Source organism: bacterium, from assembly GCA_028820935.1.
GTDB lineage: Bacteria > Actinomycetota > Acidimicrobiia > Spongiisociales > Spongiisociaceae > Spongiisocius.
Genome location: JAPPHZ010000029.1, coordinates 26,505 through 51,804, shown reverse-complemented (window position 1 = coordinate 51,804; position 25,300 = coordinate 26,505). Strand labels below are relative to the sequence as shown.

General features: G+C 65.3%; 25 protein-coding genes. 11 read left to right on the top strand and 14 right to left on the bottom strand.

Annotated elements, in window-relative coordinates; genetic code table 11:
- Positions 1 to 8: 8 nt before the first annotated feature.
- The 5 genes from OXM57_06360 to OXM57_06340 all read right to left on the bottom strand — a co-directional run bounded on the left by OXM57_06360 (position 9) and on the right by OXM57_06340 (position 5,023).
- Positions 9 to 611: an urea carboxylase-associated family protein gene (locus tag OXM57_06360; protein ID MDE0352296.1), complete on the bottom strand. Its 603-nt coding sequence runs from the start codon at positions 609 to 611 to the stop codon at positions 9 to 11.
- Positions 612 to 874: 263 nt separating this feature from the next.
- Positions 875 to 2,071, bottom strand: a complete 1,197-nt coding sequence (locus OXM57_06355) for an amidohydrolase family protein (GenBank protein ID MDE0352295.1) — start codon at positions 2,069 to 2,071, stop codon at positions 875 to 877.
- Positions 2,072 to 2,074: 3 nt separating this feature from the next.
- Positions 2,075 to 2,656, bottom strand: coding sequence for an amino acid synthesis family protein (locus tag OXM57_06350; GenBank protein ID MDE0352294.1), 582 nt, complete (start codon positions 2,654 to 2,656; stop codon positions 2,075 to 2,077).
- Positions 2,653 to 3,408, bottom strand: coding sequence for an isochorismatase family protein (locus OXM57_06345; GenBank protein MDE0352293.1), 756 nt, complete (start codon positions 3,406 to 3,408; stop codon positions 2,653 to 2,655). Before OXM57_06345 ends, OXM57_06350 begins: the two co-directional genes overlap by 4 nt.
- Before the next feature lie 4 nt (positions 3,409 to 3,412).
- Positions 3,413 to 5,023: an amidohydrolase family protein gene (locus OXM57_06340; GenBank protein ID MDE0352292.1), complete on the bottom strand. Its 1,611-nt coding sequence runs from the start codon at positions 5,021 to 5,023 to the stop codon at positions 3,413 to 3,415.
- Positions 5,024 to 5,174: 151 nt separating this feature from the next.
- Between OXM57_06340 and OXM57_06335 the strand changes: the two genes are divergently transcribed.
- Positions 5,175 to 5,765, top strand: coding sequence for a nucleoside deaminase (locus tag OXM57_06335; protein MDE0352291.1), 591 nt, complete (start codon positions 5,175 to 5,177; stop codon positions 5,763 to 5,765).
- A 312-nt stretch (positions 5,766 to 6,077) separates the two neighbouring features.
- On the opposite strand, the gene OXM57_06330 is transcribed toward OXM57_06335, so the two are convergent.
- Positions 6,078 to 7,049 (bottom strand): CapA family protein, encoded by a 972-nt coding sequence (locus tag OXM57_06330; protein ID MDE0352290.1) that lies wholly within the window; start codon positions 7,047 to 7,049, stop codon positions 6,078 to 6,080.
- Here OXM57_06330 and OXM57_06325 point away from each other — a divergent pair.
- From OXM57_06325 to OXM57_06315, 3 genes are all read left to right on the top strand, one after another.
- Positions 7,027 to 7,536: a hypothetical protein gene (locus OXM57_06325; protein ID MDE0352289.1), complete on the top strand. Its 510-nt coding sequence runs from the start codon at positions 7,027 to 7,029 to the stop codon at positions 7,534 to 7,536. The two genes, OXM57_06330 and OXM57_06325, sit on opposite strands and share 23 nt — an antisense overlap.
- Before the next feature lie 476 nt (positions 7,537 to 8,012).
- Entirely contained in the window at positions 8,013 to 8,522 is a 510-nt protein-coding gene (locus tag OXM57_06320; GenBank protein MDE0352288.1) for a DUF2165 domain-containing protein, read from the top strand.
- Positions 8,523 to 8,549: 27 nt separating this feature from the next.
- Positions 8,550 to 9,074 carry a hypothetical protein gene (locus OXM57_06315; GenBank protein MDE0352287.1) on the top strand — a complete coding sequence of 175 codons (525 nt, stop codon included), beginning with the start codon at positions 8,550 to 8,552 and terminating at the stop codon, positions 9,072 to 9,074.
- A gap of 183 nt (positions 9,075 to 9,257) precedes the next feature.
- On the opposite strand, the gene OXM57_06310 is transcribed toward OXM57_06315, so the two are convergent.
- The gene (locus tag OXM57_06310) at positions 9,258 to 9,467 is read right to left on the bottom strand and encodes a hypothetical protein (protein ID MDE0352286.1); all 210 of its coding nucleotides are present in this window, start codon (positions 9,465 to 9,467) and stop codon (positions 9,258 to 9,260) included.
- 49 nt (positions 9,468 to 9,516) lie between these two features.
- Here OXM57_06310 and OXM57_06305 point away from each other — a divergent pair, with 49 nt between their 5' ends.
- The 7 genes from OXM57_06305 (at position 9,517) to OXM57_06275 (ending at position 17,686) form a co-directional block, all read left to right on the top strand.
- Complete coding sequence (locus OXM57_06305; GenBank protein MDE0352285.1) at positions 9,517 to 10,893, top strand: ABC transporter substrate-binding protein; 1,377 nt, start codon at positions 9,517 to 9,519, stop codon at positions 10,891 to 10,893.
- A gap of 268 nt (positions 10,894 to 11,161) precedes the next feature.
- A complete protein-coding gene (locus tag OXM57_06300) occupies positions 11,162 to 12,976 on the top strand; it encodes a hypothetical protein (GenBank protein MDE0352284.1) in 1,815 nt (604 codons plus the stop codon).
- 176 nt (positions 12,977 to 13,152) lie between these two features.
- Positions 13,153 to 14,235: an ABC transporter permease subunit gene (locus OXM57_06295; GenBank protein MDE0352283.1), complete on the top strand. Its 1,083-nt coding sequence runs from the start codon at positions 13,153 to 13,155 to the stop codon at positions 14,233 to 14,235.
- A gap of 16 nt (positions 14,236 to 14,251) precedes the next feature.
- A complete protein-coding gene (locus OXM57_06290; protein MDE0352282.1) occupies positions 14,252 to 15,028 on the top strand; it encodes an ABC transporter ATP-binding protein in 777 nt (258 codons plus the stop codon).
- Between the two features lie 11 nt (positions 15,029 to 15,039).
- Positions 15,040 to 16,242: an ABC transporter permease subunit gene (locus OXM57_06285; GenBank protein MDE0352281.1), complete on the top strand. Its 1,203-nt coding sequence runs from the start codon at positions 15,040 to 15,042 to the stop codon at positions 16,240 to 16,242.
- 48 nt (positions 16,243 to 16,290) lie between these two features.
- Positions 16,291 to 17,205, top strand: a complete 915-nt coding sequence (locus tag OXM57_06280) for a DMT family transporter (protein ID MDE0352280.1) — start codon at positions 16,291 to 16,293, stop codon at positions 17,203 to 17,205.
- A gap of 97 nt (positions 17,206 to 17,302) precedes the next feature.
- Complete coding sequence (locus OXM57_06275; protein MDE0352279.1) at positions 17,303 to 17,686, top strand: PaREP1 family protein; 384 nt, start codon at positions 17,303 to 17,305, stop codon at positions 17,684 to 17,686.
- A gap of 363 nt (positions 17,687 to 18,049) precedes the next feature.
- Here the strand turns inward: OXM57_06275 and OXM57_06270 are convergent, their stop codons facing one another.
- The 7 genes from OXM57_06270 to OXM57_06240 all read right to left on the bottom strand — a co-directional run bounded on the left by OXM57_06270 (position 18,050) and on the right by OXM57_06240 (position 25,123).
- Entirely contained in the window at positions 18,050 to 18,919 is an 870-nt protein-coding gene (locus tag OXM57_06270) for an alpha/beta hydrolase (GenBank protein MDE0352278.1), read from the bottom strand.
- A gap of 31 nt (positions 18,920 to 18,950) precedes the next feature.
- Entirely contained in the window at positions 18,951 to 19,799 is an 849-nt protein-coding gene (locus OXM57_06265) for an alpha/beta hydrolase (protein MDE0352277.1), read from the bottom strand.
- A gap of 41 nt (positions 19,800 to 19,840) precedes the next feature.
- Positions 19,841 to 20,821: a ParA family protein gene (locus tag OXM57_06260; GenBank protein MDE0352276.1), complete on the bottom strand. Its 981-nt coding sequence runs from the start codon at positions 20,819 to 20,821 to the stop codon at positions 19,841 to 19,843.
- A 145-nt stretch (positions 20,822 to 20,966) separates the two neighbouring features.
- Positions 20,967 to 21,806, bottom strand: coding sequence for an alpha/beta hydrolase (locus OXM57_06255; GenBank protein ID MDE0352275.1), 840 nt, complete (start codon positions 21,804 to 21,806; stop codon positions 20,967 to 20,969).
- Positions 21,807 to 22,279: 473 nt separating this feature from the next.
- Positions 22,280 to 23,446 carry a DegT/DnrJ/EryC1/StrS family aminotransferase gene (locus OXM57_06250; GenBank protein ID MDE0352274.1) on the bottom strand — a complete coding sequence of 389 codons (1,167 nt, stop codon included), beginning with the start codon at positions 23,444 to 23,446 and terminating at the stop codon, positions 22,280 to 22,282.
- Between the two features lie 23 nt (positions 23,447 to 23,469).
- Positions 23,470 to 24,735 (bottom strand): YibE/F family protein, encoded by a 1,266-nt coding sequence (locus OXM57_06245; protein ID MDE0352273.1) that lies wholly within the window; start codon positions 24,733 to 24,735, stop codon positions 23,470 to 23,472.
- Between the two features lie 139 nt (positions 24,736 to 24,874).
- Positions 24,875 to 25,123: a hypothetical protein gene (locus OXM57_06240; protein ID MDE0352272.1), complete on the bottom strand. Its 249-nt coding sequence runs from the start codon at positions 25,121 to 25,123 to the stop codon at positions 24,875 to 24,877.
- Between the last annotated feature and the right edge of the window lie 177 nt (positions 25,124 to 25,300).

The window sequence follows — 25,300 nt, the reverse complement described above, 5'->3', positions numbered from 1 at the left end:
TGTGCCGTCTAGTCCTCCCGAAGCCTCATGAGCATCGAGGTGGGGTTGAAATCGTTGCACGGGGTGAGGTCCTGGGGGCAGGCGGACAGGAGCACCACCAGATCCTCGTGGGCCAGAAGGGTCATAGTGGCACCCGCGTCGTGGGCGGCGGGATCGGTCACCACGTCCCCGTCGTCGGTCACCCGGTTGTGCATGAACACGTTCCAGGCCATCTCGCCGTGTAAGCCGAAGTCCTCCCCGAGCAGGTCGCGCGCCTGGTAGAGGTTGGCCAGGCAATGGTCGTGATCGTCCAGGTCGTAGTCCCGCTTGAAACGCTCGTGGTCACAGCACGGCACGATGATGTCGTGGCGCTCCACGTCGTCCCGAACGATGGTGAAAACCGGGTTGCGGCGGTTGGAGAACACTTGTGATCCGGTGACCAACTCGATCGAGGCGTTGCACGACACCGTGTGGGTCGGAGACAGGTACTCGGAGGGATCGTTACGGAACCAAGCGATCAAGTCGCCCACCTGGTGGCCTTCGACATCGACGATGTCCAGCAACTGACCCTTGCGCACGTAGACGCCCCGGCCCTCCCGGGCCGGCACGATTACTTCGTTTGCTCCGCTCATCTTTCGGTCTCCTCTTGCGGCTTCTCGGTGTCCGCTGCTCTGTTGACGCGGTTGTGAACCTGCCCTGAGTGCACCTAAGTGACAAGGACGAGCCTGGTCGGAGCCTTGGCGACCGCCGACCACCTGGCAGGGCTGTTCGGCGATAGTAGTTGGTCTGGGCAAGGGCCTCCCGCGTGATCGGCAACATCAACCCGTCAGGCAGGTGCCTCGACCCGTACCTGCGGAGGCGCGGTACATCGTCACCCCGAGAGGTGGCGGCGCGTTCAGACGTGGGCCGAGCCGGGGAGCTCACCGATCTCGGGAGTGACGGTCACCTGGCGGGCCGCGGCGGGGGTGTTGCGGCTCCGCAAGGCGCGGACCCGGCCGTCGATGAGGACCGCGCTGATGCCCGGTATGTCACCCCTGGCCAGGGCGCCGAGGGCGTCGCCGCCGTACGATCCCCAAGGCGCGTCGGCGATCACCAGGTCGGCCGCCCGGCCCACCTCCACTTTCCCCGCATCCAGGCCATAGACGTCCGCCGTCACACCGGAGGCCCATGCCCACACGGTGGCAGGATCGGCATCTGTGAGAGAGGACAACTCGGCCATGGTCTTGAGCACGCCGAGCGGCATGACACCGGTTCCGGTCGGCGTGTCCGACCCGAGGATCACCCGGTGCTCCGCCCCGTGTTCGAGCACCGACTCCACTATCTCGATGGCGCTCCGCAGGTTGCCGGCCTGGACGATCTGCAACACCAGATCGGTGGTGGACACGATCCGGATTAGTCCCTCTCCGTCCAACGACGAGGGCCCACCGTTGATGTGGCCGCACACGTCAGGACGGAGCAGCATCAGGTGATCGGTGGTGATGGGCTTCGAGCCCGGAATCGATGCCCCACCCGAGTGGCACATCACCTTGATCCCCACCTCCTGGGCCGCCCGCACCTGCGGTAGTCCGTCGGCCGGGTCGTCGTACCGGCCGAAGCCGAACTTGGCCAGCCACACCCCCTGGTCGGCCAGGTAACGGAAGTGCTCGGGTTGCAGGGTCGGCTCGAGCACCACCGCCCCGCCGTTGACCTTCATCCCGTTGGGCCGGTAATTGCTCCACGACCGTTGGGCGAACACGGCCAGGGCGACCACGCCGTCGGCATCGTGCGGTCGTCCCGGTGCATGAATCTCACCAGGCGAGATGACCTGCGTTATCCCGCCGTGCACGTACGAGCTGAGGAATCCGACCACGTTCTGCCGAGGGGTGAAGTCACCGATGACAACGTGGCAATGGGAGTCGATCAACCCGGGACCCACGGTGGCCCCGTTGGCGTCGATCACCTGGTCGGCATGCTCAAGGCCCTCGGAGGATCCGATCGAGACGATGGACCCGTCCTCTATGAACAGCGCCTCCGCATCTGTGACCGGGGCGGCCAACTCACCCGTGACCAGGGTCCCGATGTTGACGATCGCGGTCCGGCGCGGTGTTACCACCTCCTAGCGCAGTCCGTCCTCGCCGATCACGTCCTCGGGCGCCAGGCCACCCATCCGGGCGTTGGGCCTCCCCCGGTTGGCGACCGCCACGGCCACCAGCACCTCGTCCGCCCGGGGCGCGTCGCCCGGATACAGCGTGATGGCGTCGTAGTGATCGCGGACGTAGAGGGCGTCCTTGTGGGCCAGCGGGATGGTGATCGGGGTTCCGGCCACCGCCACGATGGTGGCCGAGGACATCCAGGCCACTCCCCCGCCCAGGGTCTGGCGGAGCGGGTTGGCGAAGGCGGTGGAAAGGAACATGACCGCGTGCTCCTGCGAACCATCGAGGCCGGCGATCCCTCCCTTGCCGTAGGACACCACCGGCTCTCCCAGGGTATCCATTGCCATCTCCCCGAGGATACGACCCAGACCGACCGAGAACTCGGCCGCCTCGGACAGGTCCTCGTGGTAGCTGCCGGAGTAGGGATTGTGGATCGCGGCCGCCACCACCGCCTTGCGCAGCGGCGGATCTGCTCCGATCCCCTCCCGGATCCGCTCCTCCTCCACCTGGGTGATGACCTTCCTGATGGAAAAGTCCAGGCTCACAGCAACTCCCTCCCGGCAGCCGCCCCGGCGGGCGGATAGGTGTCGTCGAACAGGCCCGCCGGCAGGCCCCTCAGGTAGGTGAGGACGTCTTCCAGGTCGGTCACGTCCACGTACTTCATATGCAGGTCGAAAAGGGCGATCTTGTGTGACACCTCGCCGCGATCGAAGACTGCCTCGTGCGGAATCGTCACCTTGAAGTCGTTCGAGAGGGCATCCACCGCGCTGGCCCGGACGCATCCACTGGTGGTGGTGCCGGTGAGGATCAGCGAATCGGCCCTCATCATGGTCAGGTGGCTCACCAGCGGCGTTCCGAAGAAGGCAGAGGGTTTGCGCTTCTCGATGAACAGGTCGTCGGGCCGCGGCGCCACCTCGGCCACGATCTCGTTGCCCTTGTGTCCCATCACGTCCACCTCGTCCTCCGCCCTGGTGCTCTTCAGCGACCAGATCCCCAGGTCGAAGCCGTCGGGGCGGCGGGGGTTGGTGGTGTAGATGACCGGGAGGCGCTTGGCGCGGGCCACGTCGAGGATGTCCTGGATGGCAGGGATCCCCCGCTCCCAGGCCTCGGGCCCGCAGGAGTAGCGCCACCGCTCGATCGACTCGAGGATGGGCTCAGCCCGGTCCCCGCAGAAGTTGTAGTTGACGTCGATGACCATGATGGCCGGACGCTCGCCGTATCCGGCCCGCCTGCCCCATCCGGCCGCGGCGAAGACCGTCCGATCGGTCTCGGTGAGGACGTCGTCCCAGATGGCCATCTATCTACCCTCCTATCGGACGGGTGTACCTGGTGGTTTCGGGAGCGAAGCCGGGGCGAGCGAAGTCGTCGGCCAGCCAGCGGTGGGTGGGCGCCACCCGGGCAGGGCTGTTGGCGTCCAGCACCTGATGGCTGGGCCCCAGCCTGCGAGGTAGGTAACGGCCCCGCGGTTCCCCGACGGGGCGCATCCCGGGGGAGTCATCCGCCCATTCCGCGCTGACCTCGCCCCGCAGGATCGTCATGATCGGCCAGCCGGTGAAGGTATGGCCCTCCATGATCGACCAGCCGGACCGGGTGTTGATGTGCTCCTTGCCGACGTTCACCTCCCGACCCAGGTCGATGATCACCATGTCCGCGTCGAATCCCGGCAGGAGCGAGCCCTTCGTCCCCCAGAGGCCGGAGGTCTTGGCGGGGTTCTCACAACTGACCTGGACGGCCCGCTCGAGGCTGATACGGCCCTTGTTGACCCCTTCCGACAGCATCACTGGCAAGAACAACTCCACCCTCGAGAACCCGGTACGGCAGTCCCAGATAACCGGGTTGTACATTTCCTCGTGGGAGGACGGCTCCCATCCCACCACGTGATCGGACCCGACCACATCCACGATGCCTTCGGCCAGGGCCACCCAGAGCGCCTCGATGTTGTCCCTGCGACGGAGTGGGACGTTGATCCTCCAGCCGTACTCGGGCTCGGCCCACAACCACGGCGGACCGGTCTGCGCGTACAGCTCCAGGCCCTCGGCGCGGGCCCGGGCCACTTCCTCAAAGGACAGCTTGGTGGTGCAGTGCTGGAGATACAGAGGAACGTGGCCGGGGGTCTGCATGGCCAGGTAGGCGTAGGAGCGGACGTGATGCGCCTCGAGGAAATCGGGTGAGCGGTCGGTCCACGAACCGAAGTCGGTGCGGCCGCTACTCCGGAGGCGGTCCTCGAAGATCCGCCCGATCTCCCAGTTCTCGGGATGGATGTGAACGATCCCCGGATGGCCGATATGGGCGACCTCCTCCATCACCAGGTAGACCGTACCGTCGTCGATACCCGTGCCCAGACCGGCCCGCCGGGACGGCCAGTTGGTGTCGTCCTCGTCCGACATGCCCTTCATCGAACGGGTCTGCAGGTAGAGCTTGAAGGAGGTGACCCCGTGCTCCTCGGCGTACTGGGGGATCTCCCGGGCGTGCTCGTCGGTCTCGAGCATGTAGGTCAGGTACGCATCGACATGACTCACTTCGTTGATCACATCTCGCCCTGACGGAAACGACTCGTTGAAAGAGACCACATCGGCCCGACCCACTACTTCCTTGAAAGGCTTCGTACCCAGACGAGTGGTCGGCGCCTGTATCCCCCAAGTGGTGATGCCGGCAGTAGCAGCGGCCCTCGACTCCGTCGTCATGTCGTAGTCGAACGGCACGTAGCACCCGGGGTGGGCCTCGGAGTCCACCACGCCGGGGAGCACGTAGTTCCCGCGGGCGTCGATGGTCCGCGCCGCGGCCGGCATCAACTCCTCGGGTGCGAGCATGGCCACCTTGCCGTCCTTGACGCCGACCGCCACCCGGTAGCGTCCGCCTCCCATCACAACCGTGCCGTTGGTTACCACCAGATCGAGAGGTTGTCCCGCCATATGCCCGAACTCCGTCCTTTCAAGCCGTCGGTTCGCCATCTCCCCGGGTCAAGACCGCGCTGGTGGCCCGGAGCGACGCTGCCCGGTTCCTCACTCCGAGCAATTGCCGGTTGACAAGCAACGGGAGCGCGCAGTAGAACCTGGGCACGATATGAGCTTACATCCTGATGGGGCCGGGACCATCCCGGCCGAGACGAAACAGCAACTGCTCGACCTGCGGGAACGCGTTGAGGCCTTTGACGGAGCGAGACCGCATGACGCCATCGCCCGCCAGGCCATCCAGGAAGCCATCACGGGCGGACTCGAGGGCAACGCCGCGGTGGGCTGCCTGATCCTCGACCCCGGCGGAACGGTCCTGGTCAGCGACCGCAACCGGATGCTGGCGCCGAGGTTCAGGAGCGACCTCCACGCCGAGATGTCGGCGCTGAACCTGTACGAGGACGCGCATCCGGATGGAGGGGATCTGAGGGGTCACACCCTGATTACCTCGCTCGAACCGTGCGAGATGTGCACGATCAGGATCATCAACTCGGCTGTCACCACCACCCTCTACGTAGCGACCGACGTCGGCAAGGGAGGCGTGACCGGCCCGAACGCGCTGGCCCCGCATTGGGCACGCCTCGCCGAGCCTCTGACCTTCGCGCAAGCCGACTGCTCGGAGGAGTTGAGCGACATCTCCCTGAAAGTGTTCACCACTACGATCGGCGGCGTGGTCGAGAAGATGATGGCCCGCCGGATCTAGTGTCCGGAGCCCGGGAGAGCGCGAAAATCGCGCTGCCGGACCGGTGCTCCGCATCGGGCCCTCCCCCACCACCACCTTTCCTGGTTCGGAGCGTGGTCGGCCATGCCCGGCCGGCTGCCGGGTTCGGCGGTTCGCTCCACGAAGCCTTGTTTCTTCCCTCCGGGCCGGCCGTTCCGATCGGTAGATGCATCAGCCGGTGTAGGTGCTTGGCGATGGTCAACATATATCGGGGGTGTGACACTTCAACTATCGCCCGCCACGAGCACGCAAGCGATGGCCAAAGCCTCGGCCGAAGAACTTCGAACAGCCCTCCTAGAACATTATCGAGGGGGGCTCCATCGGGCTGGGCCGGCCGCCGTACAGGAGTTCGCAGTGTCCGGGAGTTTGCCCGACGAAAACCGGGTGGCCATGGCGGACGATCTCGGCGGGCATGAGGCAGGCGCCCATCGTCCCGTCGGGATGGACCACAACCTTCGCCACCGTGGTCTGGGCGCTGACCGGGTTGATGCGGCGCCAGACGATGTGGCCGAGTCCCCAGGCCACCGGCTTACCGTCTATTTCTCCTAGCGGTCCCACCCGGTGCTGGTGATGGCCAAAGATGATGTCGGCTCCCGCCGCCACCATGGCCTCGGCATGCCCGATGTCATCCGGGCGGGGTTGGGTGTCGAGCTGCATGCCCCAGTGGATTGTGACGATCACGAGGTCGGCAATCTCAGCGGCTCGTTCCACGGCCGCCACCATGTCGGCCCGGTCGTCACCGCTAGCGATGCCTGGCCGGTCCTCGGTGGCCAGCCATGACCTCGTGGATAGCACGCCGCCGAACCCCAGCACGGCGATCTTCCAGCCGCGGATCTCGAGCAGCGCCGGGGTGTAGGCCTCCGCGTAATCCGACCCGGCTCCGACCGGATGGATGCCCGCCGCCCGCAGGTTGGCGACCGAGTCGACCAACGCCTCACGCCCGAAGTCCAGCGCGTGGTTGTTGGCCAGATTGGCCACGTCCACGCCGGCCTCCAGCGCGGAGGGAAGCGCCGCGGGGTCGCAGCGGAAGTTGAACGCCTTTGGCACCGGATCGCCGAGGTCGGACACGGCGCACTCCATGTTGATGACCGTCAGATCATCCCTCTGGAAGATTCCGCCGAGCCCTGACCAGGCATAGCCATATCCCTCCGAGGGGAAGGTCGGTATGTAGACGGGATCGAGAGCCACGTCGCCGATTCCGTGGATGATCAGCGTCTCTCTAGGACGTGGAGGCCTCGATGCGATGGTGGTCGTCGCGGTGTCCACGACGACGGTGGTCGTGGTGGTGGACAGTGTGGTGGAAGGGGACGTGGTGGTGGATGGTGACGTGGTGCTGGCCGGAACAGAGATGGTGGAAGAAGTGGTGGTTGCCTCCGCGGCCGGAGAAGTGGAGGAGGCCGCCGAGGTGGCCGGGGGCGACGGCGAACTGGTCGCGACGATCGGAGCATCCGTGCTCGTGACGGAAGGTTCCCCGCTCGCCGGCCTGGCCGGCTCCACCCGCACATCGGGTGCTCCCCCGCTGTTCCCGGAGCGATCCGCGGACGCGGCCCATGAGCCGCATGCGGCCGTACCCATCATCCCCAGCAGCACGAGCACCGCGATCTGTAGCTTGTTCACTCGACTCACGCTCTGGCTCCGCCGACAGCTCCCGCCGTACCGAGGAAGGGACCGGTGTGATAGCGCGATCCTAAACCCGGAAGCCCTCTCCACCACGGCATCTCCCCGGCTCGTCCAGGTGACGGCCCGGGCATAACGATTACCGGACCCGGCCCTCGCTGAACAGGGACTCCATGGTGAGAGGCGGCCTGTCCGCCGTTACCAACCACCCACCTGCCCACTGGCCTCTATCCTGGTGGTCTGTCTGTGGAATGGCGGTGTGGTAAGGCGTCGGCAGCGGTGTTCCTCGCAAGGCCCGCTGACGAAGGCGTACCCGCAGCGGTACGTTGAGGAAGCGGAACGCAGCGACGGGACACCGATGACCGCCAGAACACGCCTGGCTGTTTCGCAGACAGACCACGGTGGTCTGTCTGTGGAATGGCGGTGTGGTAAGGCGTCGGCAGCGGTGTTCCTCGCAAGGCCCGCTGACGAAGGCGTGCCCGCAGCGGTACGTCAAGGAAACGGAACGCAGCGACGGGACGCCGATGACCGCCAGAACACGCCTGGCTGTTTCGCAGACAGACCACCGGGCCATCACTCCCCCGTAACCGTGAACTTCGACCGAGGAGCCAAGTGATCGACGCCGACATCACCACCGTCGAGACGGTATTCCGCCTCATCCCGTTGCTGATCCTGTTCGGGACCGGAGTGATGGGCGCCATCGTGGTGCTGAACAACATCACCGCACCCGGCGCCAACCTGGCCTTCGTCGAGCACATCATGACGATGGACACCACCAACATGGACAGGGGCACGCAGTGGCGGGCAATCCGGTCGCCGATCCTCCACCGGATCGCCTTCGTCACGATCCTCGTATTGGAGATGACGTTCACCGTGCTGTCGCTGGTCGGTAGTTACTTCCTGGCTGTCAACCTAGGGGCGCCTGCCGACGCCTGGGAAGCGGCCAAACTGTTCGGCTACCTGGGCTTCATGGTGGCGCTGGTGGTCTGGTTCCTCATCATCCAGGTGGTCGGCGCCGAGTGGTTCGTCAGCTGGCAGTCGGAGAGTTGGAACGCCATCCGCGACTCCACCCGGATCAACCTGATCACCCTGGCCGGCATCATCCTCCTCCGGCTGGCCTAGCCCCCCAGCCGGATAGAATCTCCCGGCATGCAATTCCGCCACCTGCGCCGCCGGAATTCCCTGGCAGTCCTCCCGGTCGTCGCTGTACTGGCAATGGCGTCCGCGGCCTGCGGTTCCGACGAGGAAACGTCCTCCGGGATCACCCAGACCGGGATCACGACAGCCACTGATCCCGTCACCGACACCACGGCCGGCACCCGACCCGCACCGGTCGAGGAGACCACCACCACGATCGTGGCGGACGAACCGGCCGCAGAGGACCCGCCGGCCTACATCCGCAACGTGGAGGTGGCCATCCTCGAGTCCTTCCCCCCGCAGGTGTCGGTGGAGATCGAAGGTGACCATCCCACACCTTGCCACGAGACCCGCACCGAGGTCACGGAGGACGGGAGCGACTACACGATCATGGTTTGGAGCGTTGCGCCGGAACCCGGCTCCGTCTGCGCCCAGGTGCTTGAGCCGTTCGAGGTGGTGGTACCGATCGGTAACGGGTTCGAGCCCGGGGACTACACCGTGACGGTCGACGGGGCGACTCATCAGTTCTCCATCTGATCGCACCCCGGCGCGGTCCGCAACTCGGGAAGCGAGTCCGGGTAGTCATGAACGGGCTCAGTCACCGGTAGGAGCCGGCGCGAACCGTCACTTCCAGTGGATACTTCCGATCCTTGTGCTCTTCGCTGCGGCCTGCGGGACGAGCGCACGGGATGCGCCCCCCTCCACACAGCCCCCGACCACTCAGCCAACCACGACCACGGCCACCACCTCGCAACCGACCACGACCACCACCTCGGTCCCGCCCACCACCACGTCGACATCCACCACGACCACCACCTCGGTCCCGCCCACCACCACCTCGATCCCGGCCGAGACGACCACCACCACGACACCCGGCCCGCCCGAGGCGCCGGAGATCGTCGAGATCGTCATCTCGGAACCGGCCGGCATACGCACGCTGGATCCGATCAACTCCGACGGCAGCGGTCGGGACGCTCCGGTGCTGACCACCGTCTACGAGACCCTGGCCTGGACCAGCCCCTCGGGCGAGGTACTACCCCGCCTTGCCACCGAATGGAGCATCTCCGAGGACCGCAGGACCTACACCTTCCGCTTGAGGCAGGGCGTCCGGTTCCACAACGGCGCCGACTTCACGGCCCAGGACGTGGTCTACAGCGTCACGCGGGCGCTCACCGGGGGCGGTCCGGTCGTACGCCAACGGGCCCGGAACCTCGACAGCGTGACCGCGACCGACGACTACACGGTCGTCTTCGAGCTGAGGGAACCGTCGAGCGCCTTCCTGTTCGAAGTCGCCGACCCCACCGGAACCGGGTTCTCGTCGATCCTGACCGACACCGCACCCGGCCACGGAACGGCACCGATCGGGACCGGGCCGTTACGGTTCGTCTCCTATACGCCCGGCTCGGAACTGGTTCTCGAACCCAACCCCGAATACTGGGACCCGTCCGCCCTCCCAGGCTACGGACGCCTCCGGGTTCGCATCATCGAGGACGAACCTGGCCGGGTGGCCGCCATCGAGGCTGGAGAGGTGGCCCTGATCCGGACGGACACCATCGAGGTGGCGGCCGGACTGGCCGAGGATCCGCTGCTCGAGGTGGTCGAGACACCGGCATGGACCATCTGGCTCCATGCCGCCCGCACGGGCAGGACCGCGGACGGCGCCGTGGTGCGGGCCGCATGGCTGTCCCTGGACCGGGAGGGACTGGCCGACATCGCCTTCGGGGGCGCGGCGTCGCCGTGGTCCACCTCCCATCCCTTGCTGGCGTACGGTCAAGGCCCTACCGAGCTACCCGGATACCAACGGGATGTCGAGGCGGCAGCGCAGATACTGGCAGAGGCGGGGTACGAGGGCGGGATCAGCCTCGAACTGCTCTATCCGGAGCAGGACCTATACCCGGACGACTTCTTCCAGGTCTTGGTGGGTTCATGGAGCAAGGCCGGGATCAGAGTCGAGCCGACGCCCGTCGGGCTAGCCACCTGGCTCGCCAGGCTTGTCACCGCCGATTACGACCTGACCGTCACCCGCCACGGCTGGCACGCCAATCCTTACCGCTACGTGCTCCCGAGGCCGGGCTGGCAGGCGCCTCCCGAGGATGTCCTCCCCGAGCTGATCCCGGCCCTGACCGACCTGGCTACCGCAACCGCCGGGGATCGCCCGGAAGCTTTCCGGAGGGTCCAGTTGCTCGAGTCGGAGCACGGATACCCCTTCATCGGGGTTGTCTACGTCAACTCGCACCACGCCTACCACACCCACCTGATCGAGAGCGCAGATGTAACCAGCTCGGTAACGGGCGACCGGCGCGACCTCTACCTCTCCCTGGTACCGGCCGGCCAGTTGCCAATCTCCTCCGAGTAGCTGCTGCATCAGGAACGAAGTTCGATGCGCCGATGGACGGCTCGCATGGGCGCGGTCCGGGGGTGCCTGCTACAGTGATCCGGCCAACCGTTCCGGCACCGACAGACGTAGTGCACAGGCTCCTCCGAGCCCTCTCGGCTCGAAATCGGCCACCCTTTGGGATCGGAGAGCGACAGGCGCTATAAATATGGGTTGCGCCGGTACGCGGCGTGATCCTTGGGAATTGACTGTGCCCAACATGGCAAGCAAGCGAGCGGAAGGACCCCGTATGAAGAAGTTTCGTGGCGCCATCATCCTGATGGTGGCCCTAGCGTTGCTGGCGTCAGCCTGCGGCGACGACGGTTCGGCCGAAGCCGAAGCCGACGCTGCGGCGGCCCAGGCTGCGGCGGCCGAAGCCCAGGCAGCGGAAGCCCAAGCGGCAGCCGACGCAGCCGCGGCTCAGGCGGCGGAAGCCCAGGCGCAAGCCGACGCGGCTGCGGCCGATGCTGCGGATGCCCAGGCGGCCCTTGAGGCAGCCCAGGCCGATCTAGAGGCCACCAAGGCTGCCGCCGAAGCCGGCGACGCGGAGGCACAGGCCGCCTTGGAAGCCGCCGAGATGAAGGCCGAAGAGGCTGCCGCTATGGCTTCGGACGCCGAGATGAAGGCCGAAGAAGCCTCCATGATGGCCGAGGAAGCCGAGATGGCACTGGCCGAGTCCATGATGGTGGAGGCGCCCGAGATCCGTGCTGCTGAGGTCCGCATGGGCATCTACCCCTGCTGCGCCGACCTTGCCTACTGGCAGATCCCGATCGAGCTGGGATGGTGGGAGGAATGGGGTATCACCATCACTCCTAACCAGCCGACCTATCACTACTTCACCGCCTCCCAGGAGATCGTTCCCTGGTTGGAGCGTGGTGACGGCGATGTCGCCCAGGGATGGGTACCTGGCGTTTTCGGAACTCTGGAGACTTTCGGTCAGACCATTCCGCCCATCCACTTTGCTGACATCTACGTCGGCTATGCGATCCTGGTAGCCCCGGACAGCGAGGCCAAGACGGCTCTCGAGTTCATGGACGAGGGCATGAGCTTCTCGGACGCGGCCACGGCTGCGGTACAGCAGTTGGTCGGTAAGGAAGTCCATATCCCGCCGCACAGCACGACGCAGTCGCAGTACTCGGATGCCTTCTTCGCCTACCTGCCCCAGTGGTGGGAGGACGTAGTGGAGGACATTCCGGCCCTGGACGGCGAGGGCAACCCGTTAGTACTCCTAGGCCGGGACGGATCCCCGGTGCTGGACGACGCGGGTAACCCGCAGCCCATCCGCATCACCACCAACGACTGGCGTAACTACTCCACTCCGGTGTACGTGGATGACCCGACCATCGTGCAGCTCTCCGCACAAGCGGGCCGGATCGAGTTCGCCATGCCCTATGGCGCTCCGACCCTCGTGCAGATGATGCGCAACGGGTGGGATCCGCTGATCAACTTCGCCATGATGTACGAGCACGACGCCCTGTCACAGCAGACCGCGATCGCCTCGTCCACCGTTGGTGGCACCGGCCTCTTGGCTCGCCGCGAATGGGTCGAGGAGAACCCGGATCTCGCCTATCGGGTCGTCGCTATGGCGAACCGTATTCTCGCCTATCTCGAGGATCCCGCGGTCCAGGAGACGGGTTGGGAGATCGAGGCCAACATCATCAACGAGAAGCGCGGCATGACCATGGAGCCCGCAGACATCGGAGTGATCTGGGATACGATCGATCCGTCCTTCAACTGGGAAGACCAGGAAGCTCTGTGGGATCTGAGCTTGCCGAGCTACCACCCCGAAACGGTGTTCAGGACCCAGATCGAGGCCCTGAAGGCAAGGGGAGTCCTGTCCGAGACCTACGACACTCAGGCGGGATTGGAAGAGTTCTTGCTGGCCCAGGAGATCTACTACGACCTCAAGGGCATGCAGGATCGCTCCGATGACCTGTTCGCTCGGGCGAGCGGCATGGACCTGTCGGCCAGCCAGCAGGCTCTGATCGACCAGGCCCGGGCCCTCTACGACAACTACAACTTCTACGACAGTCTTCGCTTCCTTGAGGCAGCCCTGATCGGCTAGTCTCATCCGCCGAAGACGACACGACTTGCCTGATGCAGGCAAGCGAGAAGGACCGACGCGGGGTCGGATCACCATCCGGCCCCGCGTTGGCTTGTGACCTAAAGACCAACCAGATCGTCCTCCTAAGAGCGCTCCGTCAGTCGCCACCACGTAAAGGGGCTTGAGATCCAGTGACGATGACCTCCACCGACGTTCTCGATGTGAGAGCCAAGGCACAACGAGAAAAAAGACGGCGCAGAATTGCCAATATAATCTATATTGCCATAGGAATAACGCTATTCTTCGTTGCTTGGATACTTCTCTCCCTCGAGGTATCTCCTTGGCACTACGACATCCCTCCGCCATTCGGCGCGGTGGGTCCCTTCCAGGACATATTCCAGGGGGTGTGGGGACTGTTCCGGGAGGAAGGCGCCATAGCCCACTTCTGGAGCAACCTTGGAACCAGCCAGGACATGAGGATCAAGTTCGTCCACGCCTGCCCCGATCTTCACCCGGCAAACGTCAACAATCCCTTTAGACAGGTCATCTCGAGCCTGGTGGGATGGAAGTACACTTCTGAAACCGCTGCCCTGACCAGTGGTCCTCAGCCGGTCCCATTAGGCCAGCTACCTGACTACTGCTACGGCTACGGCATACACCTGGTCGTAACGATCATCCGGATCCTGCTCGGTGCTGCGTTCGGCACCATTGCGGGTCTCGCGATCGGCTTGTCGAGCCTCGTGTTCCCGAAGGTCGCCCAGGTGTTCACCCCGATCGCCTCCTTCTTCGGAACCGCCCCCATCTTCATCGCCGCACCGTTCTTCGTCATCTGGTTCGGTGTAGAGGTGCCGATCATGACCACGATCGGCCTGGTGACCTTCTACACGACCCTGCTCATGTACTTCTTCAGCCGGCGGGCTGCCGAGAACATTCCCGTCGGGATCGTGGAGTCGGCCCTGACCCTGGGCGGAACACCTCGTTCGATATTCCGCTGGGTCTACCTGCCGGGCACGGTTCCCGAGATCGCGGGGGGATTCCGCATCGCGCTGGCAGGTGCCTGGGGTTTGGGCGTCCTGGTCGAAGTGCTCGGGATACAGGTCGGCGGAGGCCACCTGATCGACATTTGGAGGTTCTTGATCGGCCAACTCCAAGCCCCGTCAGCACTCGTGGCATTGATCACCTTCTACGGAGTTCTTGCCGTGGTGGTCGATGCACTACTGCTGGTGGTTATCCGTTACCTGACCAGGTGGTCCGAGGCTGGCCGCCGACTAGGGCTGTAGACAAGGAGGAACAGCTATGTCAAGAGTCGTCAGCTTCGAGGGCCTATGGTGCGTGTTCGAGCACCGGTCCGGCCAGCTGGTCAACGCCCTCCACGATGTCAACTTTGAAGTCCAACCCGGCGAGTTCGTCTGTGTGGTCGGGCGATCCGGCCATGGAAAGACCACCCTGCTGCGGGTCCTGGCCGGACTTCAACCGCCGACCGCCGGCCAGATAAGGCTGGGAGACACGGTTGTCGAAGGACCCGGCGCCGACCGGGCGATGGTATTCCAGCAGGACACGGTCTTTCCCTGGCTGCACGTCCGGGAGAACGTCGAGTTCGGCCTCCGCGCCCTGAAAGTAGACGATGAGGAACGAGAGCGCACTACAGCCCACTGGTTGGAGGCTGTCGGACTGACCGATTTCGCTGACTCGTGGCCCCGGGAACTCTCCGGAGGCATGCGCAAGCGGGTGGCGCTGGCTTCAGCCATGGCCGTCGGCTCCGACGTGATCCTCATGGACGAACCCTTCGGATCCCTTGACTACTTCACCCGCCGCAATCTTCACGACGTGCTGCTGGACCTATGGGAAGAGACCCAGAAGACAATCTTCTTCGTGACCCACGACATCGAGGAGGCATTAATACTGGCCGATCGCGTGATACTCCTGGCCGAAGGGAAGCTGGTGGATGACATCCAAGTGAACCTGCCCCGCCCTCGTGACGAAGATGTACGAGCCAGCACAGCCGCCGTGGACATCACCAAGACGATCCTGGCCCACTTGGGAATCACCGAAGAGGAAGCGACCCAGGTTTGAGCCGTACCAGAGTGTTACGGATCCTATTCTGGGTCGGCTGGGCTGCCTGGGTCTTCGGCTCGGCTCTGGTCGTCCTCGCATTCTCACCGCTAGGAGACTGGCAATTCGAAGAGGGCACACTCCATCTGACCTGGCAATTCATCTTCTTCTGGGCCGTTATTTTCTGGGCCTACGCCTTCATCTTCCGCTACCGAACGTCGGTCGGAGCGGTCATCAGGATAGGCAAGGGCATTGTCCGTCTGCCCCGGCGCATCCTGAAAGCCGTAAGAACCAACCCGCTTTTCTTCATCACCTGGGCGGTGCTTCTGGTGGGCTGGCAGATCGTGTCGTACATCGCACCCAAGGGGACTCTTGAACATCCGCTCGTGCCGGGATTCGACTACATAATCTACAACGCCCTTTACAGACTGTCTGGGAACTGGGACCTGTTCGGAGGTTTCAGCTTGCCCGGCCTGACCCTCCAATTCGGAGAGTTGGCACCGTTCCCCGCCATCGAGGGTGCTGAGTCGAGGACCTGGACCGCCGTGTTCCTGGCCTTGGGATTCCACTCCTTCATGACCCTTTCCCGACTGGTGGCCGGCTTGGGTGTCGGGTTGATCGCCGGCCTGGCTACCGGTCTCGCCCTTCCCTACTGGTCCGCCCTGCGCCAGATTTCTTGGGCGCCGTTCAACTTCCTGAGGATGATCCCGTTGCTGGCGGCGATCCCCTGGATGCAGTTCGCCCTCGGAGTTGACCTCCGCGCCACCACCCTCTTCATCGGCTTCGGCGTGTGGGTGATGCTGGTGGTGGCGACCATGAACGCTGTTGCCAACGTACCCGACCGTTACATCGAGAGCGCCCGTACCCTGGGCGCGTCGCGGCTGCGCACCTATTTCAAGGTGGTGGTTCCCGGCGCCATGCCGGAGCTACGTACCGCGCTCCTGCTGGCCGGAGGGCTCGGGTGGTCGTTGACGATCGCCGCCGAGTTCCTGGGCTTCCCGACCGGACTGGGCTTCATGGCCGCCGCGGCGGTTCAGGAAACCAACACGGCCCGGCTGGTGATCGTGGCCATCGTGGTCGCCTTCTACTCGCTCCTGACCTTCTATGGACTCAACCAGATGTTCAACCGGATGGTCAGCTGGATGCCGCAACGGGTCAGCGGAACGACTGACATCTCCAAGGTGGCGGGAGCCGCCGGCGCTGCCGGTCGCGCCGGAGACCAACTCCACGAATAGTCCGAATCGACAACCGGCTCAGTCCACGGCAGTGACCCGACACAGATCATGCTGATCGGGACCGTATTCGGGCTGATCACGGCGATCACCTTGGGCGTCAACAACCTGCTCACGGCGGTCGTGGCCCGCCGCTTCGGGGTGCTGCGCTCCACCACCGTCACCCTGACCATCGCCTTCGTGGTGATGATCGCCTGGGCGGTGGTGATCGGCGTGCCCTACCAGATCACGAGGGACCAGATCATCCTGCTGGGCCTGCTGGGCGCCGCCGCAGCAACATCGTTCCTGGGGAGCTACATGGCCCTGCGGCTCGGTCCGGTCTCGGTGGTGAGCCCCATCAGCGCCCTGTCGGGCGCGATCACCGTGCTCTACTCCTACTGGCTGCTCGCGGAGAGGCCCACCGCCGTGCAGTGGATCGGTATTCCCATCGCCGCGGCAGGTGCCGTGCTGGCCTCGCTCGTCATCGAGAAGGGCACCAAGATCCGCCTAGTCACGTGGGGACCGGTCTTCGCCATGATCGCGGTGCTGGTGGGATCGCTCTCCAACGCCGGGCTGAAGATTCCCATCCGGGACGGCCTCGACTCCAACTGGACCATCATCACCCAGCGGTTCTACACGGTCGCGTACGTCGCCCTGGTATTCGTGATCATCGCCCGGATTACCCAGAACAGGAACCGGGAAGGAAAAGAGTCTCGCCTGGAGGACTGGGACAAGAGGCAGTCGAAGATCACCTGGCGCAACGGATGGCTCCTGGTGCTGGTCGGGGTAATCGACGCCGTCTCCTTCGTGACCTTCGGGTACGGTCTGGCCTACGCGCCGGCCTGGCTGATCGGGTTGCTCTCCCAGAGCGGCCGGGTTATCGCGGTGATCGGTGGGGTGATCTTCTTCCACGAACGCCTCCACCACCTGCAATGGACCGGGGTAGGGCTGGTAGCGGTCGGCCTGGTGATGTCCATCGCCGGCTAACAGGGTTCGCAAACAACTCCCTCCGCTCTCACATCACCGGCAATACGCTACTGTACGCAACGGAGGACGACGTTATAACTCGAAACAGGAGAGTGCGATGACGACGTTGACCTACCAGGACGCCGCCCGGCACCTGCTGGCCCAAGGCTTCGAGGAGCTAGCCGAGGGAGACTCCCGCCAGGCATCGGAGAAGGGATGGGGTGCGGCCGCGCAGATGATCAAAGCCGTCGCCTCCAGCCGCGGATGGCAGCACAACACCCACGCATCTCTCTATCGCGTGATCGGCCGGTTAGCACGCGAAACCGGCGATAAGGGCATCCACCGACGGTTCGCAACGGCCAATGCCGTCCACCAGAACTTCTACGAGAACTGGGGCGACCCGGACTACGTGGCAGAGGGACTGGCAGCCGTGCGGGAACTGCTGGACAGGCTGGAACCCTTGCTGGGCCACCAGGGAGCGCATCCCGAGCCCAGCACCTAGCGTTCCGAGCCGGCGAGAGAACGCGAAAATCGCGGCGAGCGGGCTCCGCCCGCTGGGCCCTCCCCCAACCGCCACCACCTTGGTGTCGAGCGCGTTCCGTCCTCCCCCGGCGGGGCTGCCTCGACAGAAATGTTCCCTCCTATCGACCCGGTCGACGTCCGAACCAGGCCAGTGGTGCTTGAGCCCGATCCTTCGGACATACCGGCCGGCGGTACGGTCAGAGCACGCGTCTCCGTCCGCTCACGGCGCCGTCCGTTCAAGCATGAAGGCTCGGGTCAACGGTTATCCAACAACGTATGGCGAGGGTGTGACACAAACGAGGGAGTGAGACCCGACCGATCCCGGCCCTCGGTGAGGAACCGGTTAGGTCTCGGGGAAGTTGTACCGGAACACTCCACCGGTCCGGACCATCTCGGCCGCGATCCCGTCGGCGTGCCGGATGAAGCGGTTCAGCATGGCGTTGATCTGATCCGGCACATCCTGGAGAGCCTTATGGCCGGCCCCCACCGTCTTGCCGACCACCAATTGAGGGCAGAGCTCACGCAGCAGATCCAATTCGAGGTCGGGCTGGCCACAGTCGATGTACAGGTAGGGGCACTTCACGCCCCGCATGATCGGTTCGGCGTCGAACCCCATCATCCCCTTCCACCCGTTGAGGATCACATGGTCGGGCACGTCGGCCAGCCGGTCGGAGATGGTCGCGACGCGAGAAGGGTCGTCGGTAGGAAGGTAGGAGGCGCTCAGGAACATGCGCAGCGTCTCACGGAAGTCGCTCTCGGCGGTCATCAGGTGGTCGAAGGGTCCGTGGTGTTGCTGGTGCCAGCCCGGGATGTTGGAGGGTGAGTCGAGGCTGGCGATGGCCCCTACCAGGTCGGGGTGGCGGGCCGCGGCGGAGATGATCACCTGGCCGCCCATGCTCTGGCCCACCAGCACCGGCCTCTCGAGACCCAGCTGCCGGATGAGCTCCGCCACGTCGTCACCGTGCTGCTCCATGGTGTAGACCACATCGGGCTTGTCGCTCTCACCATGTCCCCGCAGGTCGACCGCGATACAGCGATGGTTGGGCGAGAAATACTCCTCCTGGAATCCGAAACCGGTCCGGTTTCCGAAGCCGCCATGGATGAAGATGATGGCCGGATCGCCCGAGCCGATCTCGTGATAGGCGATCCGCACGCCGTCCGGGGTGGTGATGGTCTGGGTAGTCATGCCATCGAGCTTAGCCCTGGCGCGCATGGGTCTCTCCGATCACGCGGGCTGGGTTGAACTAGACCTCTGGGAAGTTGTACCGGAACACTCCCCCGGTACGGACCATCTCCTCCGCGATCCCGTCGGCATGCTGGATGAAGCGGTTCAGCATGGCGTTGATCTGATCGGGCACATCCTGGAGAGCCTTGTGCCCGGCCCCCACCGTCTTGCCGATCACCACCTGCGGGCAGAGCTCGCGCAGCAGACCCAGGTCGATATCGGGCTGGCCGCAGTCGATGTACAGGTAGGGACAACGGACCGCCCGGAGTATGTCCGTGGGGTCGTAGTCCACCTTGCCGGCCCAGCTGTTGAGGATCACGTGGTCGGGCACCTCGGCCAGGCGTTCGGCCATCTGCCCGAGCCGGGAAGGATGGTCGGTCGGCAGGTAGGCGGCGCTGAGGAATGCGATCAACGTCTCCCGGAAGGGTCCGTCCTCGGTCATCAGATGGTCATAGGGACCATGGAACCGTTGATGCCAGCCGGGAATGTTGCTGGGAGAGTCCAGGCTGGCCACGGCCGTTACCAATTCCGGGTAGAAGGCGGCCACCGAGATGACCACCTGGCCGCCCATGCTCTGGCCCACCAGCACCGGCCTGTCAAGCTCGAGTTGCCGGATGAGCTCCGCCACATCGTGCCCGTGCTGCTCCATCGTCAGCAGCTGGTCGGGCTTGTCACTGTCGCCATGACCGCGCAGGTCCACCGCCAGGCAACGATGGTTCGGCGAGAAGTACTCCTCCTGGTTGCCGAAGCCACGCCGGTTGCTGTAGGCGCCGTGGATGAAGATGATGGCCGGGTCTCCGGACCCGACCTCGTGGTAGGCGATCCGGGTACCGTCGGTGAGGGTGACCGTTCGGGCTGGGCGGGACATTCGCAGGGAGCATAGTTGCCCCGCTTCGGGCGCCCGTCCGCCTACTCGCCATCCATTCTGTCGAGAATGGTTCCGGCCAGCGTGCGGAAGTCGTTGTAGCACTCCCGGACGGCCCGGGTGTGACCGCCTATGGCTCCGTCTGCCGCCTCCAGCGCGAACATAGGCTTTCGCGCATGCTGCGCCATCGGCATCAGGCTTCGGTAGTGCTTGAGGGTGGCCAGGCAGTTGGGGTCGTCGCCCACGGTAGGAGGAGACTCCGGGTCGTGCCCGCAGACCTCCCTCGAGTAGACGCCCGGGATACGATCGGCCCACCGCTGGTAGGCCAAGACGGGACGATCCTGGCGGATCGCATGTTGGCGGACCACGTAGCCGATCGGCCGCATCGCGCCATCCGGCAAGGCCAGATCCTCAACCGGATTGCAAGGATGCCGTTCTGCCCATTGGCCCCGCCAGTCGCGCAGGGTAGGCCCGAGGTTCCCCAGTCCCTGAATGGAGTACAGGTCCGGCGTCAGCGGAACGACCACATAGTCCGCCGCGACCAGCGCCGCCCGGTTCAGCGCGCCCAGGTTCGGCCCGACATCCACCAGCACCAGATCGGCTTCCGCTTCCGTCGCCGCCCGCCGTAAGGCACGCCACAAGGCGGACACCACCCGGAAGGAGCGCGGCCTCCGGTCCAGACAGCCGGCCCATTGGCGGGAAATCTCATCCTCGGCCGCCGCCAGCCTCTGGTCACCCACCACCAGATGAAGGCCGGGGCCACGCCCCACGAGGTGCGGGGATCCCACATCACCCGTCCCCTCCAGCAACGGCTCGAGCGCGCTGTAGATCGTGCTCCTACTCCGATCCTCCCACAGTGGTTCGAGACTGTCGTCATCGATGAACATGCTCGTGAGGTTCGCCTGGGGATCAAGATCGGCGGCGACGACATTCCGATCGAGATCCGAGTACATCCAAGCTAGATGGTAAACCAATGAGGTCTTACCCACACCACCCTTGTTATTGAAGAAAGCAACAACTCTCATATCACAGGCCTCGATGTGACGATCAGGCTGCCCGGGTCCGGACGGAACTCGCGCTCGGGGCGCCCGTCACGGAGCATCTCCTCCGCGCCCGGTGGTCTCCCAGGTCCGAGAGGATGCGCAAGGCCGAAACAGTGCATTGTCCCGGCTAGAGGTCCGGGAAGTTGTACCGGAACACTCCCCCGGTCCGTACCATCTCCGCCGCGATCCCGTCGGCGTGCTGGATGAAGCGGTTCAGCATGGCGTTGATCTGGTCCGGCACATCCTGGAGAGCCTTGTGACCGGCCCCCACCGTCTTGCCGACCACCACCTGCGGGCAGTGCTCGCGCAGCAGGTCGAAGTCCAGGTCGGGCTGGCCGGAATCGACGTAGAGGTACGGGCAGGTCATCCGGCGCAGGGTGTCGCTCGGCTCGTAGGCCTTCATCGCGTCCCAGGCCCTGACGATCATGTGGTCCGGTATGCCGGCCAGCCGGTCCTCGAGACCCCCCACCCAGGACGGGTCGTCGGTGGGCAGGTAGGCGGCCGCCAGGAACCGATGCACCCCTTCCCGGTACGGGCCGTCAAAAGTGATCAGATGATCGAAGGGCGAGTGGAAACGCTTCTGCCAGCCCGGAACGTTGCTCGGCGAGTCGAGGCTGGCCACCGCCCGCACCAGATCCGGATGGCGGGCGGCCACCGAGATGACCACTTGGCCACCCATGCTGTGGCCGACCATGACCGCGGGCGGGAGGGCGAGGTGGCGCATCAACTCCGCCACATCGTCGGCGTACCGGGCCATCGAGTAGACCTGGTCGGGCTTGTCGCTCTCGCCGTGGCCGCGCAGGTCCACTGCGATGCAGCGATGGTTCGGAGAGAAGTACTCCTCCTGGTTGCCGAACGCTTGGCGGGTTCCGTAGATGCCGTGGATGAAGACGATGGGCGGGTCGCCGGCGCCCACCTCCTGGTAGGCGATGCGTACCCCGTCAGAGGTGGTGAAGGATGGACTCATGATGCCGAGCATACCGCCGGACCGGCCGGTGGAGCCCGTTGCGCCAACGCCTTTCTCGCCCAGACCGTCTCGGCGGGAACTCCCCGCTCGCGTAACCGGACAACAACTGTCCGCACAGCCGCTAGTCGCGCCTACGCGATTCGAGAACGCGAAAATCGCGGCGACCTGGCTTCGCCCGCTGGGCCCTGCCCCCGCCACCACCTCCTGGTTTGGAGCGTGGTCGGCCATGCCCGGCAGGTTGCCGGGTGTCGGCGGTTGCTCCATCAGCCTCGGCTCAATCAAGCCTTGTATGTTCCCTGGTCCGGCCGATCCGATCGGTGAGACGCTCTCGTCCGGTTTCGGTGCTTGGCGATCCGCAACGTATCGCGGATGGGTGACGAGTTCAACCCCCCCCTCCGATCCGGCTCGACTGCTACCACCGTCGAGGATCGCTTAGAAGCCTCACCGATCCGGTTGGCCCGAGGCAGCGGCCGCTACGTGCCGGCGAAGAAGTCCAGGAGGGTCGAGGCGGCTTGCTCCACCTGGGACTCGGTGATCTGGGGGAAGCAGGGCAGGCCGATCATCTGGGAGGCGGTTCGCACCGCCACAGGCAATGAATCCGCCCCGAGTCCCATCCACTCGTAGGCGGGATGCAGATGGAGCGGGGGGTTGTAGTACAGCCGCGTGGCGATACCGCGGGCGGCCAGATGGGCACGAGCCCGGTCACGGAGGTGGGCCGGTACGAGCACGTTGTAGGCGAAGTAGACATGGCGCGCCCAGGGCGCCTCGTGAGCAGCCGCCACCGGCGTCCCGGCGAAGGCCTCCCTGTAGAAGGCGGCGGCGCGGCGGCGGCCTGCGATCCGGTCCTCCAGAGTCGGGAGCTTGGCGGCCAGGACCGCCGCCTGGAGGGTGTCGAGGCGTTGGTTGTAGCCCTGTTCCAGCACCGTCCAGCCGTGTCCTCCGGTCAGATCCTTGCCTGAGAGCTTCTGGCCGGGAGCGTGACCGTAGTTGCGAAGCACCGTGACGCGGTGCGCCAGATCAGGATCGTCGGTGACCACGATCCCCCCGTCTCCGTAGCCGCCCAGTATCTTCCCCGGCGCCAGGCTGAAACAGCCGAGGGGCCCGAAGGTCCCGGTCTTGCGGCCCTTGTACTCGGCGCCCACGGCGAGGGCCGAATCCTCCAAGACCACGATCCCGTGACGGTCGGCAATCGCGCGGATCGGGTCGAGATCGGCGGGATGGCCGAACAGGTGGACCGGAAGGATCACCCGGGTCCGCGGTGTGATCGCCTCCTCCAGGCGGGCAGTATCCATGGTGAATGTGTGATCGTCCGTATCCGACAGGACGACTTTCGCTCCGGCGTGGGTCACCGCCGCCGCTGTGGGCGTGTCGGTGTTGGGTACGGTGATCACCTCGTCGCCGGGCTCGAGGTCGAGCGCCGCCAGGGCGAGATGGAGCGAGGCCGTACCGGAACCCACCCCGATGGCGTACCGGGCGCCCACGTAGGAGGCGAAGGACTCCTCGAAGGTCTCGAGTTCCTCACCCAGGACGTAGAGGCCGCTGGCCAGTACCCGGTCGATCGCATCGTGGATCTCGGTCTTGAGCGACCCGTACTCGGCGGCCAGATCGGACATGGGTACTACCACGGCGGAGCCCTCCATCAGGTTGGTGATCGCGAGGAATCCTACCCGCGCGGCGGTTCCGACCGGTTCGACCCGGAGCCGGCGTCCCTGTCGGCCGGGCGGTGACCTGACGACACCAGCGCGGCCAGGACGGTGGTGATCGGCACGGCCGCCACCAGCCCGATCGACCCGCACAGCGTGCGAACTATCACCACCGCCACCAGCTCGGAGTTCGCCACCATCACGAGGGACTGATCGGAGACGACGAACAGCATCAGCAGGGGGATGGCCGCGCCTGCATAGGCCAGAAGGAGGGTGTTGACAGTCGAAGCGATGTGCTCACGGCCCACCCGGACTCCGGACGAGACCAATTCGTAGACGCTCAGGCCCGGGTTCCGATACCGGAGTTCGGCCACCAAGGCGGCTTGGGTAACCGTGATGTCGTCCAGCGCGCCGAGTGCGCCGATGACCGCTCCGCCCAGGATCAAGGAGGAGACGTCGAGACCTCCGGCGATGAGAGGCAGTACCAAGCCTTCCTCGCTGGCCAGACCGGTGAAGGCGGCCCATTCGAAGAACGCCCAGGACAGGCCCAGCGTCAACCCGAGCGACGACAGGGTCCCGGCCAGGGCCACGGTAGTGATCGGGTTGAATCCGTGGACGAGATACAGGCTCACGAACGCGATTCCCGACGCCGCCACCACCGAGACCAGGAGGGGATCGTTGCCGTCGAGTATGGATGGCGCCATGAAGGCGAGGAGCACCGCCAGCGTGCCGGCCATACCCACCAGGGCCAGCACGCCACGGCGCCGGCCCAGCGCGATCACGAACACGGCGAACAGCGCGGTCAGCCACGCCAGCGGGGTCCGGCGGTCCGCGTCGGCGTAGAAGTAGAAGTCGGTGGACGGCTCGTAGCCGATGATCACCTTCTGGCCGAGCCTCAGGGACGGCGTCGTCGCGCTGAAGGCGAGGTCCAGTTCCGGTAGATCCACCAGCGAGCCCCTGGCCGGACCCTCATCGAGCACGACCGTGACCTGGCGGCAGTCGTAGGGACTCTCGGCGGTCGAGTAGCTGCAGGGACCGTCACGGATTTCCTCGACGGTGGCGCCGTACCGGTCGGTCACGAGTCCTATCTCGTCGGCGCTGGCGGTGGCGGCTTCTATGCCCTCCTCGGTGGGCCACAACGCCGCCACGCCGAACACCGTCGCGACCGCCGCGCCGACCACCACGGCGAGCACCCAGCGCAGGCCGGGGTAAGACCTCCACGCACTCCAGCCGCCGCCAGGGAGGGCCTCCGCCCCGTCCGAGGATTGTCCGAGAGGTTTCTCCATCCGGTTCCGAAGCTTAGGAGGGTGCTGAAAAGGCGGGGATTGGTTGGCCCGCGATCCCTTGACCTGGTGGTTCGTTTGAGGCCTTCGGGCCAACTGGACGTTTTTCAGTACCCTCCTAGGACACCCCCCGGATCCGGATTCAGCCGATGACTTCGGTAATGCCGATGATGCCGCCCACCACCGCCACGATGCCCACGCCCTGTATCCACAAGGCCCGGTACACGTCAGCCCTCAGCCCGGCGATTTCCGTCGCGAGCATGTCGCGGGTCACGAGCGGGCTGGTCGCGCCAGCGACAACCTCTACGATGCCGTGGGCGGCGGGCTCGTCAATCCCCGCGGAGCGGAGCTTGCTAACGCTGGCCTGGGTGTCGAAAGTCGGCGTGGTCATACCTTCCTCCATCCGCTGTCAAGAATACCAGTGGTCCTCATCCGGGAACGTTCTGCCGATGACGAAATCCTTGTCGATCGATCCTTGCCCGTTGGACCTCACTCCCAACATGCCTTGCCCGCGGGAGGGTTTCAACCCCCTTGTCTTCGCCCGTTCCACACCGGCCGCCGTTTGGGC